Here is an 11644-nt window from a genome sequence, read left to right on the forward strand (position 1 = left end):
GAGCACAATGGGTGCGCCGAGCTGTTGGTGCGCGGCGATGAGCAGGTCGCGGTAGTCGGTCCAGGTGAAACTGCGTCTGCCGCCCCGCTTGTGATTCTTCGACTTCCCCGCCGAGCACTGGATCCACCTGCGGACCACCAACCCGATCGAGTCGACCTTCGCCACCGTCCGACTGCGCACCAAGGTCACCCGCGGCGCCGGCTCGCGCACCGCCGCCCTCGCGATGGTCTTCAAGCTCGTCGAGTCCGCCCAGCAGCGGTGGCGAGCAGTGAACGCACCCCACCTCGTCGCCCTCGTCCGTGCCGGGGCCCGCTTCGAACGCGGCCAGCTCGTCGAGCGACCCGAGCTCAGCGCGGCCTGAGCCACCTCAACTGATCCACAGGAATTGACAATTACTCGGTGCGGGGCCGTGACCACCACTGCGTCACCCCCGTCCACGACGTCCTCAATGACCAGCTCCGACAGTCCGGAAAACACCGTCCCCATAAGGGAATTGACATCGATCACAAGATCATGATCACAGACGGCTACTCGGCGTCACCACCGACTACGGGCCAGACCCGCGTCCGACGTCCGCTACCGGTTCGTGATCGACGCCAAGACGTTCGCGTGAACCGGCCGGTGCGGCCCAGCACCAGCGCACGGCCCGCACCACCGACCGAGGGCGGTCGACATGACGAAGAAGGACGACGTACGCGAGTTCCTCATCTCGCGTCGCGCGGCCATCACTCCAGCCCGGGCCGGCATCCCCGCGTACGACGGCGCAAAGCGACGCGTCCCCGGCCTGCGTCGGGAGGAGGTGGCGATGAGTCCTATCGTTGCAGGTCAGGGGCGCTTTCCGTGTTTTTGATCACCCCTCGGACAGGCCATCTCGTGAAAGCGCGAGGTTTAAGCGGGCCATGATCTTGGTTCGTGGCGCGTGGAGGTCTGGCTGACGAACAGTGGGCGCTGCTGGAGCCGCTGCCCCGGAGGGCAGGAAGTCTGGCCGGCCGCTGATATGGACCGGCGGCAGTTGATCGACGGCGTGCGGTGGCGGACCCGGCCGCCATGGCTGCCCGGTCCGGAGTGGTGCGCCGAACATGGTCCAGTTCATCTTGCTGGACTCCCGCGTCCCTGACTTCTACGTCGATCGGCCCATGGCCCGGCGGAGGACGGCCGTGGCCGGTCTACTCGCCTTGGTGGACGGCCAGGACGTGGAGCCGGCCGAGGATTCCGACGGGCATGACGGGCGATGGCGCACCGCGGCGGACCGGGGCGTCTCAGCCGTCGCCCCGCCTCGCCCGCAAGACTCGCGACCAGCGCCGCGATGGCTACAAGCCCCACACCTCATGGTCGAGCCCGAACACCGGGATCATCACCGCGCCGGCGGGCATGACCACCGGCCGGTCCACCGTCGACGGGACGAGCAGCGCCGCCCGGCGGCTCGGGCCAGAACTGGCGTCGCGCTTGGTGCTGTTCCTGCTCCGCGACATGCCGGGCTTCGCTTCGGACCTGAAACCTCCGAGTCTCACTGAGGGCACCCCGACCGCCTGAATGCCCGCTTTGCCCATCGAACCCGCCTGTTGGCAACGTGTGCGCCACATCTTGACAACATGTGCGCCATGCCAGAGCATCTGAACGCTTTACGCAGTGGGCGTGCTTATTGCGCACACGACGTGCGAAGTGGCAAGTGGGTGATGAGCGATGGCGACCGTCGCGCGGGCCCCTTGCGCAGGAAGGCCTACCGATCCCTCCCCGGGGACGCCACCTCGTCGCGCGCCGGGGCCTGACCTCGTTACGGCAGGAGTTTGCAATGGAGCGAACACAAACGTCTCGAGCCACCATCAGAAAGATCGCCCTCAGGGTCCTGCCGATCATCATCGGCGCCTACTTCGTGACCTTCCTGGACCGGGTCAACATCGGTGTCGCGTCCATCCATATGAACGGCGACATCGGGCTCACCGCCACCGCTTTCGGCATCGGGTCAAGCCTGTTCTTTGTGACGTACATCCTCTTCGAGGTGCCGTCCAACGCATTGATGCATCGGATCGGAGCGCGGGTGTGGATTCCCCGGATCCTGATCTCGATCGGTCTGGTCTCGGGTGCGACGGCGTTCATCCAGGGCGAGACGTCGTTCTACATCATGCGACTGCTGCTCGGTGTGGCGGAGGCGGGCGCCGCCCCCGCCTTCGTGCTCTTCCTGTCGCTCTGGTTCCCTCCGCGGGTACGGCCCCGGATCATGGCGCTGTACCTGCTTGCTGTCCCCGTCGCCTCCATCGTGGGATCGCCGCTGAGCATCCTGAGCCTGCACCTCGACGGGCTCTTCGGGCTGGTCGGATGGCGCTGGGTGTTTATCTGCCCCGCCATCCTCACCATCCTGATCGGCGTCGCATGCTACTTCCTGCTGGTCGACACGCCGGACAAGGCCAAGTGGCTGAGCCCGACCGAACGGGCCGAGCTGGCAGCAGAACTCGAGGCGGAGGCCGAGGAGGTGGCGGACAAGACGACGGGGCGCCACCGGTATGCGCAGCTGCTCAAACCTGCCTTCATCGCCCTGGCCATCGCCCACCTCACGGGTAATCTCGCCAACTACACCCTGTCGTTCTTCCTGCCGCAGATCATCAAGACGCTCGGCACCTCGGACACAGCGGCGGCGGGTCTGTCGGCGCTGCCCTACGCCGTGGGTGGCATTGCCGTGGCGGTCTTCGGCTGGCACGCGACCAAGTACGGTCGCGGTCCCCTCAATCTGGCGCTGCCGTTCGCCATCGGCCTCGTCGGGTTCATCGTGGCCGGGACGGCGTCGAACCACGCAGTGGTGCTTATCGGTCTCAGCCTGGGCGCGGTCGCCGGACTCGGCTACCTCCCCGCCTTCTGGAGCCTTCCCGCGACGATGTTCCGAGGTGCGGTCCTGGCTGTCGCCATCGGCGCCGTCAACTCGTTCTCGCTCTTCGGTGGCCTCATCGGCCCCAGCGTGATGGGCTACCTGAAGGACACGAGCGGCTCCTTCGGCTCCGGGCTGATGTTCTGCGCCGTTGTCGTCGGGATCGGCGCTGTGCTGACCTTCTTCGCCCTGCGCGCGATGAAGATCGGAACCGCACAGGGCGAGGGGCCGGCAGAAGTCGAGACGAGCGGCGCCACCGGGGCCGCAGAGAACGCCGAGAAGCAGGAGGGTGGGTCGGCCGCGGTCCGGTCGGCACACCCGGTTCCCCGCCGGTGATCGGCATCCCGGCGCGCTCCTCCGCTCCGCCGCGGATTCGGCCCACCGGGCGCTCCGACGCAGTGTGCGGCGTTTCGGCGCCCCCTCTCGAACCTTCCAACGCCTGTGAGGTCGACGCATGAACCGCGAGCGGTCACTACCCGAGCGCACCACCCGGAAAGTGCTGCGGAAGTTCCTTCCGCTGCTGGGTCTGTGCTACTTCGTGCTGTACATGGATCGGGTCAACATCTCGGTGACGGCACTGCAGTTCAACACCGAGCTGGGCATCACGCCGGCGGTCTTCGGCCTCATCAGCGGCGTCTTCTTCTGGACGTACTCGCTGTTGGAGATCCCCAGCAACTACATTGTCTCCCGCGTCGGCGTCCGCGTCTGGATCACCCGGATCGTCATCAGCTGGGGCGTCGTCACCATCGCCACCGCCTTCGTGCAGGGTGCGACGGGCCTGATCGTGCTGCGGATGCTGCTGGGTATCGCCGAAGCGGGCTTCTCGCCCGCGATGCTCTTCTTCGTCTCGCTGTGGATCCCGCGCAAGTACCGTGCCATGGCGCTGTGCCTCATGCTCTCGGCGATCCCGCTCTCGGGCATCTCACTGCCGCTGATCGGGCACGTCATGACCGGCACAGACGGCCTGCTGGGCATCTCCGGCTGGCGCTGGGTCTTCATCCTCACCGGCATCCCGCCGCTGCTCCTTGGCTACTTCTTCTACCGCATCATCCGCAACAGGCCCTCGGAGGTGGACTGGCTCGCCGACGATGAGCGGCAGTGGCTGGAGGCCGAGTATGCCGAGGAGTCCGCAGACATGAAGGGCCGCACCCCGCACTCCTTCGGGCGCGGCATGTTCACCGGGGCGACGCTCGCGATGGTGCTGGTGATCTTCCTGTTCGCGTTCTGCCAGTGGGGCTACACCTTCTTCATCCCGCTGATCATCCAGGGCTTCGGGCTGGGCGCGAACGCCGTCAGCTGGTTCGCCGCTCTTCCGTCGGTCATTGCGATCGTCCCGATGCTGTGGTGGGCGCGGCACTCCGACCGCACCGGCGAGCGCATCAAGCACTACGTCGCCGCCTCGGTCCTGTCCGCGGTGGGATTCCTCCTCGCGGCCTACTTCGTGAGCACGGACAACCTCTCACTCGCGATCACCGGCTTCTGTATCGCCGGGATCGGCCTGTTCTGCTGCCTGGGCGTCCAGTGGTCCATCCCCTCGATGTTCCTGTCCGGCCCGGCCCTTGCCGCGGGCCTGTCCACCGCGAACGGGCTCGGCGCGACCGGCGGCTACTTCGGTCCGCAGGTCGTCGGCCTCGTACGGGACGCCAGCGGCAGCTATGCGCTGTCCATCGTGGTTCTCGCCGTTGCCGTGCTGATCAGCGGTGCGACGGTGCTCGTGCTCGGCACGCGGCTCAAGCGGCGTAGCGAGACCTCCCAGGGAGTCCTCGATCCCGCGACGTCCGCCTAGTACGCGCGCCGGTCCCGCCCGCGAGAGGGTGGGGCCGGCGCTGCCTCTCGCATGACGGCCGACAATGTACGGACCTGCGCACATCTCGTGCGCATGGCGCCGAAGCTGTGAGGTTTGCTATCCTGCGGGCGGTCCGACGGTGTCCCAGGGAGGTTCAAGTGCCGCTTCGCGCACATGACATGAGCACGGGCGTGGTCGGACCCGAGTCGAAGGGGCACGACCGGCGGTCCGTCGTCCAGTCCGTCGAGCGGGCCACGAAGGTCCTGTTCATCCTGCGGGACTCGCCCGAACCTCTCTCCGCCATGGAGGTCGCCGAGCAGGCGGGGTTCGAACGGACCGTCGCCCACCGGCTACTGCGCACGCTCGTGCTTTCCGGGCTCGTCTCCGAGCCGCGCAGCGGCCGGTACGGGATCGGAGCCGCGGCCGCCCTCCTGGGCAACCGTTACGTCGATGGTCTCGCGGTCCGGCGGGCCGCCCTGCCACTGATGGTCGACATGCAGGCGCGGCTTATGGGAGACCAGCCCTGGACGCTCACCCTTGCGATCGCGGTCGGGGACACGGCCACGATCATCGAGCGGATGTGGTCCGCGTCGACGCCCCTCGAGCTGGTCTTCGATACCGGCGGCGCGTTCCCGATCGACACGTCCTCGGCGGGCCGCTGCATCCTCGCGTACCTGCCGGAGGAGGAGGTCGTCGCCCTGATCGGTGAGGCGCGCTCGGCCGCTCTGAGCGTCACGCTGGAGGAGATCCGGCAGGCGAACGGGGTCGGGCTGTCCCGGGGTGAGGCATCGAAGTACCTGCAGTCGGTGGCCGCCGTGATCCGGTCCCGCAGTGGCGCCCCGATGGGAGCCCTCGGGGTGGGTGGCGCCGACCTGGGTGCGGAACTCGACTACGATTCCCCGCTCGCGTCCCAGCTCCGGCGCTCCGCGAGCGTCATCGGCAACCAGCTCCCCTGAGGCCGGGCCAGGTCGGGCCCGGCCCACGGTCAGCTTCCGACCCGTTCGGGGATGAGCACCTTGGGCTCGGTGGCCCGGCGGACGTCGTCGATCGTGACGTCGGGGGCCAGCTCCACGAGCTCGAGACCCGCCGGGGTGACATCGAGGACGCACAAGTCAGTGATGATCCGCTGGACGACCCCTCGACCGGTGTAGGGGAGCGAACAACGCTCGACGATCTTGTACGAGCCGTCCTTGGCGGTGTGCTCCATCAGCACAATGATGCGCTTGGCCCCGTGGACCAGGTCCATCGCGCCGCCCATGCCCTTGATCAGCTTGCCTGGCACCATCCAGTTGGCGATGTCCCCATCGACCGAGACCTGCATTGCGCCGAGGACGGCCGCGTCGATCTTGTGGCCGCGGATCATCGCGAAGCTGGTGGCGGAGTCGAAGAAGGACGCGCCCCGGCGGACGGTGATGGTCTCCTTGCCCGCGTTGATCAGATCCGGGTCTTCCTCGCCCGCGACCGGGTAGGGGCCGATTCCGAGGATCCCGTTCTCGCTCTGCAGGATCAGCTCGACGTCGTCGGGGACGTAATTGGGGACGAGGGTCGGCAGGCCGATGCCGAGATTGACGTACCAACCGTCGGACAGCTCTGTGGCCGCGCGGGCGGCCATGTTCTCGCGGCTCCAGGGCATGACGGGACCTTTCGCGTGTCGAGGGGGGTGAGGGCGTGGTGACGCCTCAGGCGGACGGTCGCACCGTTCGGCGTTCGATGGGCTTGTCCGCGGCCTGCTCGGGGGTTAGGGCGATCACCCGCTGGACGAACGCGCCGGGTAGGTGGACCTGGTCCGGGTCGAGGTCCCCGGGCTCGACGAGCTGCTCGACCTCCGCGATCGCGACGCGTGCACTCATCGCCGCGAGCGGGTTGAAGTTACGCGCCGACTTGTGGAACACCAGGTTCCCGTGACGGTCGCCGCGGGCCGCCCGGACCAGGCCGAAGTCCGCGGTGATGGCGGTTTCCAGCACGAACTGGGCCGGCCCGTCGGGGGTCGCGAAGGTGCGTACCTCCTTGGTTGGGGACGCGAGCTGCACGGCGCCGGTGGAGTCGTATCTCCACGGGAGCCCGCCGTCGGCCACCTGGGTGCCGACGCCGGTGGCGGTGAAGAACGCGGCGATGCCGCTGCCGCCCGCGCGCAGCCGCTCGGCGAGGGTGCCCTGCGGGGTCAGCTCGACCTCGAGCTCGCCGGTCAGGTACTGGCGCGCGAACTCCTCGTTCTCGCCCACGTAGGAGGCGATGATCCGGCGGATGCGGCGCTTGCCGAGCAGCGTGCCGAGGCCCCAGCCCTCGATTCCGCAGTTGTTGGACACGATCGTGAGGTCGTCCGTGCCCTGCGCGAGGATGGCGTCGATCAGGGTGTTCGGCACCCCGGAGATCCCGAACCCGCCGACGGCCAGCGTGGCGCCGGAGGGGATGTCGGAGACGGCCTCGGCGGCCGAACCTCGTACTTTGTCCACTGCTGTACCTCCTGCGGCATCCAGGCAGTCGATGCCGGTCCCACCCGGGACCAGGGCACGACGGCATGCCCGATGCTGCCCTCCGCGGTCGTGCGGACGCTATGTTTGAGGCACAACCAACAGCCCTCAGGGTTGTGACTCTCACAAGCGATGTTCGAGGTCTTCCCGCGTGTCTCCGAAACCCGTCCGGCACTCCCTTGCGCAGTGGATGTCGGCGATGACCGCATGCGTCCGCGCGATCAACGAGGAGCGGGAACTCGCCCACGTCCTGAGTCTGATCGCACGGCACGCCTGCGAGCTTTTGGGCCTGCGCCAGTGCGCCGTCTACGTGCTCGACGAAAGCGCGGGCACCTTTCACATCGGCGGCTCTCACGGGCTGACCGAACGCTACGTCGCGACCGCGAACGCCCATCCGATCCGGCTGGACGAGGCCACTGAGGACACGGGCCCGCCGACCGCCCGAGCCGCGCTGATTCGTCGCCCGGTCGTGGTACCGGACGCCTTTGTCGAACCGGGCCTTGAGCGTTGGCGGGAGAGCATGCGCAAAGAGGGCCTGAGGATGATGGTGGTGGCCCCGTTGCCCGGCGCCGACGGGGCGCCGATGGGCACCCTGACCGGGTACGTCGATTCGGTCCGATCCATCGAGGACGACGACCTCGACCAGCTCACGCTGCTCAGCGACCATGCGGCCGCCGCCATTGTCGCCGCCCGGCGGCGGGACCGCGAGCGGCTCGCTCTCGCCGCGCTGCGGGAGACGAACGCGGCGTCGCAAGTGCAGAAGGAGGCCCTCGCGAGGTTGAGCGACGTGCAACACACCCTGACGGGCCTTGTGCTGGAGGACGCCGGCCTGCATCGCATCGCTGCAACCCTCGGCGCGGCACTCGACGCGGACGTTTACCTGGACGATGAGCAGGGCCAACCCATCGTGAGCTCGACCAGGGCCGGGCTGAGAACGGTGCCTGCCCCGTTTCGCGGAATCGCGGAGGTCGATGACGAGACCATCGCGGCGGCGATGGCGAGCGGGCGAGCCACCACGACGGGGGAGAGGCGTTATCTGCTCGTCCCAGTGCCGAGGGTGGGGCGGACGCAGATCCGCATGTGGCTGCGGCCCCGTGGTGCGGGCGAGCTCGACGAGCACACCGTGCGCGCCGTGGAGGGCTGTGCCGCCCTGATCGCGGTGGAGCGCAGCAGGCTGGAGGTACAGGCACACGCCGAAGCCCGGCTCGTCAACGACCTGCTGGCGGACCTGCTCTCCCCGGCGTCGATGGCATATCCGGAGAGTGTCGTCGCCAGGGCGCGTGCGCTCGGGCACGATCCCACGAGCTGCCACACTCCGATCATCGTGTTGCCGTTCGCTACGGAGGCGGCCGACGCGGAGACAGGAGTGGCGGACCTCGCGGCATCGCTCGTCGCCATGGTGCGGGGAATGCGGCCCCGGCCCGTTGTCGGCACGGTGGGCCAGGCGGCGGTCGTGCTGGTGCCCGCCGGGGAGCGGTCCGACGCGACCGAAACCGTCCTGCGCTACGCGCGCGAACCCGGCCAGGGGCAGTTCCGCTGGGTGGTGGGCACGACTGCGCCCACCCTGGTCGACGTGCGCACCCCGCTGGACGTGGCTCTACGCGCCGCGAACCTGCTCACGGCCGACTCCCCGCGCGTGGTCCACATCGCGGGCTTCGGGGTGCCGGGCCTGCTGCTGGAGGCGGGCACAAGCGAGCGGATGCTGCGCTTCGCCGAGGACACTCTCGGTCCCATCATCGGCGACGACCAGGCCAAGGAAGGCGGACTGCTCACGACCCTGACCGAGTGGTTCCGCTGCGACATGTCCGCTCGGGACACCGCCCGGCGGCTCTACGTCCACCCCAACACAGTGGGCTATCGGCTGCGCCGGATCAGCGAACTCACGGGCCTGCGGCTGACCAACCCGGGCGACCTGATGACACTTCGCCTGGCGCTGGACGTGTTCGTGCTGCGGGGCCGGCTGGGATGAGCCGTGCGGCGGGACCTGACCGGGGCCCCGCCGCACGACGCCGTGCAGCGGCGTCAGTCGTTGACGAACTTCGGCGCGCGCTTCTCCAGGAAGGCGGCCATGCCCTCCTTCTGGTCCGCCGTGGCGAACCGGGCCTTGAACAGGGTGCGCTCCTGCCGGACGCCCTCGGCCAGAGTGGTCTCGAACGCCCGGTTGACCGAAGTCTTGGCCGTAGCGGTCGCGCGGTGCGACATCTTCGCGATGACCGCGGCAACGGCGATCGCCTCGGCCACGACATCGGACCCCGCGGCGGCGATGCGGCTGACAAGCCCGGCGCGCTCGGCCTCGTGGACGTCCATCGTCCGACCGGTCAGGCAGAGGTCCATGGCCTTCGCCTTGCCGACCGCGCGGGTCAGGCGCTGCGTGCCGCCGAAGCCGGGGAGGATGCCAAGCTTGATCTCGGGCTGGCCGAACACGGCGGTCTCGGAGGCGATCAGTACGTCGCAGAGCATGGCGAGCTCGCAACCGCCGCCCAGGGCGTAGCCGGAGACCGCGCTGACCAGCGGTGTGCGGAGGGCGGCGAGTGCGTCCCAGCCCTCGAACAGCGGCGCCGCGTCCATCTCGGCGAAGCTGCGCGACGCCATCTCCGCGATGTCCGCGCCGGCCGCGAAGGCACGCTCGGACCCGGTGAGGACGATGGCCCCGATCTCGGGGTCCGCGTCGAACGCGGTGGCGGCCGAGAGGATCTCGCGCTCCACGGTGCTGTTCAGCGCGTTGAGCGTCCCGGGGCGGTCGAGCCGGATGAGCCCCACCCCGGGCTGCGGGACGCTGCTGTCAATCATGGTGTACGTAGGGGACTCGGTCATCGGGGAGGGCTCCTCGCGCGGGTGGTCGGCTCCCGGCGATCACCCGCCGGGAGCGCGGTCGGTGCGGTGACTTGATGGCGTGCACTGCCGCTCCTGGGCGTCGGTCAACCGATCGGTGCGGTCTCCTCAACGGGGACGACGGCGCCCGGGCTGGCCCGCTCACGGCGGAGATCCCGAGGGCGAGAGTGATCCTCGCCCGGAACCTGTCGAGTGGACGGCGCCGCCTGGCATCGGGGCTCCTCGTGGCTGTGCCGCAGGTGCGCGGGTGCCATCCAATGGTGGGTGACGGCAGTGAGAATGCCTATGTGCACAGCACAAACAGATTGCCGCCTCACTGTGCGGGAGCACATGGCCCTCCGGCCGATGGCAGGTCAGGATGCAGGGCGGAGCGCCGCGTCCGCGGCACGGCCGGTGCCGCGCGCTCGAGGACGAAGGGTCGAGATGCCAGAGCGGAATGCCGACCGGATTCTCTTGGTCGACGGAGCACGCACACCAGTGGGGAGCTTCGGCGGTGCGCTGAAGTCCGTCCCCGCACACCAGCTGGGGGCCGCGGCCACCCGGGCGGCCCTCGACCGCACCGGGATCGGGGTGGCGGACGTCAAGGAGGTCGTCATGGGCTGTATCGGGCAGGTCGGGGGTGACGCCTACAACGCCCGCCGGGTCGCGATCACCGCGGGGATCCCGGATTCGGTGCCCGCCTACACCGTCAACCGGCTCTGCGGATCGGGTTTGCAGGCCCTTTGGTCCGCCGCGATGGAGATGCGGTGGAGCGACCTCGACGTGGTCGTCGCGGGCGGTGACGAGTCGATGTCGTCGATGCCGTTCTACGACTTCGGGGCCCGCAGCGGCTACAAGCTCGGCAACCGCGAGCTGCTCGACGGCACGGTCATGATGCTCACGGACCCGTTTCACGGGATCCACATGGGCGTCACGGCCGAGAACGTCGCCGCCAAATACGGCGTGTCCCGCACCGAGCAGGACGAGTTCGCGCTGGAGTCCCAGCGGCGGGCCGCGACGGACGCCGCGAAGGCCGCGTTCGCCGAGGAGATCGTCCCGGTCGAGGTCGGGGGCCGCACCCCGACCACGGTCGAGCTCGACCAGCACCCGAAGCCGCACACCACGCTCGAGGGCCTCGCCGGCCTCCGTCCGGCGTTCCAGAAGGGCGGCACCGTCACCGCGGGCAACGCTGCGGGTATCAACGACGGCGCCGCCGCGGTCGTTCTCGCCTCCGAGTCCTACGCCGCCCAGCGGGGACTCACCCCGCTGGTGGCGCTGGAGGCGGTGACCACCGCTGCGATGGAGCCCGAGCTCATGGGGTACGCCCCGGTGCCCGCTCTGCAGGCGCTGTTCGAGAAGACCGGGACCACGGCGGCGGACATCGACGTGTTCGAGTTGAACGAGGCGTTCGCCTCCCAGGCCGTCGCCGTCGTGCGGGACGCGGGGCTCGACGCGGAGAAGGTGAATCCCTACGGCGGGGCCATCGCGCTCGGGCACCCGGTGGGGGCGACCGGGGCGATTCTCTCCCTACGGCTGGCGAAGGAGCTGCACCGCAAGGACAAGGAACTGGGCGTCGTCACCATGTGCATCGGTGGCGGTCAGGCGCTGGCGGCGCTGTTCCGCCGGATCTGACACCCGGGGCCATGCACACGAGAAGGGTCCCCGCCGAGAAGCCAGTGGTCCCGTCGCATCGGGTACCACTGGCTCGGGCCACGC

Annotated in this window: 9 protein-coding genes and 3 pseudogenes; 8 read left to right on the forward strand and 4 right to left on the reverse strand. The window is 69.1% G+C overall.

Annotated features, from left to right (window positions below):
- Positions 1 to 96 (reverse strand): annotated as a pseudogene (locus tag ACWC2T_RS44885) (transposase); the annotation flags it as partial.
- Between ACWC2T_RS44885 and ACWC2T_RS44890 the strand changes: the two are divergent.
- The 6 genes and pseudogenes from ACWC2T_RS44890 to ACWC2T_RS44915 all read left to right on the forward strand — a co-directional run.
- Positions 95 to 361 (forward strand): annotated as a pseudogene (locus ACWC2T_RS44890) (transposase); the annotation flags it as partial. The pseudogenes ACWC2T_RS44885 and ACWC2T_RS44890 overlap by 2 nt on opposite strands.
- A 312-nt stretch (positions 362 to 673) precedes the next feature.
- A pseudogene (locus ACWC2T_RS44895) lies at positions 674 to 808 on the forward strand (transcriptional regulator); the annotation flags it as partial.
- Positions 809 to 1221: 413 nt separating this feature from the next.
- Positions 1222 to 1533: a hypothetical protein gene (locus ACWC2T_RS44900; protein ID WP_450676059.1), complete on the forward strand. Its 312-nt coding sequence runs from the start codon at positions 1222 to 1224 to the stop codon at positions 1531 to 1533.
- A gap of 340 nt (positions 1534 to 1873) precedes the next feature.
- Entirely contained in the window at positions 1874 to 3196 is a 1323-nt protein-coding gene (locus ACWC2T_RS44905; protein ID WP_450676060.1) for an MFS transporter, read from the forward strand.
- Positions 3197 to 3314: 118 nt separating this feature from the next.
- Complete coding sequence (locus ACWC2T_RS44910) at positions 3315 to 4646, forward strand: MFS transporter (protein WP_450676061.1); 1332 nt, start codon at positions 3315 to 3317, stop codon at positions 4644 to 4646.
- 158 nt (positions 4647 to 4804) lie between these two features.
- A complete protein-coding gene (locus ACWC2T_RS44915; RefSeq protein ID WP_450676062.1) occupies positions 4805 to 5602 on the forward strand; it encodes an IclR family transcriptional regulator in 798 nt (265 codons plus the stop codon).
- Between the two features lie 29 nt (positions 5603 to 5631).
- Here the strand turns inward: ACWC2T_RS44915 and ACWC2T_RS44920 are convergent, their stop codons facing one another.
- Both ACWC2T_RS44920 and ACWC2T_RS44925 read right to left on the reverse strand, forming a co-directional pair.
- On the reverse strand, positions 5632 to 6279 hold the full coding sequence (locus ACWC2T_RS44920) for a CoA transferase subunit B (protein WP_450676063.1): 648 nt from the start codon (positions 6277 to 6279) through the stop codon (positions 5632 to 5634).
- A 46-nt stretch (positions 6280 to 6325) separates the two neighbouring features.
- Positions 6326 to 7099 carry a CoA transferase subunit A gene (locus ACWC2T_RS44925; RefSeq protein ID WP_450676064.1) on the reverse strand — a complete coding sequence of 258 codons (774 nt, stop codon included), beginning with the start codon at positions 7097 to 7099 and terminating at the stop codon, positions 6326 to 6328.
- A 217-nt stretch (positions 7100 to 7316) separates the two neighbouring features.
- Between ACWC2T_RS44925 and ACWC2T_RS44930 the strand changes: the two genes are divergently transcribed.
- Positions 7317 to 9086 (forward strand): helix-turn-helix domain-containing protein, encoded by a 1770-nt coding sequence (locus tag ACWC2T_RS44930; protein ID WP_450676065.1) that lies wholly within the window; start codon positions 7317 to 7319, stop codon positions 9084 to 9086.
- A 53-nt stretch (positions 9087 to 9139) separates the two neighbouring features.
- Here the strand turns inward: ACWC2T_RS44930 and ACWC2T_RS44935 are convergent, their stop codons facing one another.
- Positions 9140 to 9931, reverse strand: a complete 792-nt coding sequence (locus ACWC2T_RS44935; RefSeq protein WP_450676066.1) for an enoyl-CoA hydratase-related protein — start codon at positions 9929 to 9931, stop codon at positions 9140 to 9142.
- A 441-nt stretch (positions 9932 to 10372) separates the two neighbouring features.
- Here ACWC2T_RS44935 and ACWC2T_RS44940 point away from each other — a divergent pair, with 441 nt between their 5' ends.
- On the forward strand, positions 10373 to 11560 hold the full coding sequence (locus tag ACWC2T_RS44940) for a thiolase family protein (RefSeq protein ID WP_450676067.1): 1188 nt from the start codon (positions 10373 to 10375) through the stop codon (positions 11558 to 11560).
- Positions 11561 to 11644: the final 84 nt, after the last annotated feature.

The sequence above is a fragment of the Streptomyces sp. NPDC001393 genome (assembly GCF_053597455.1).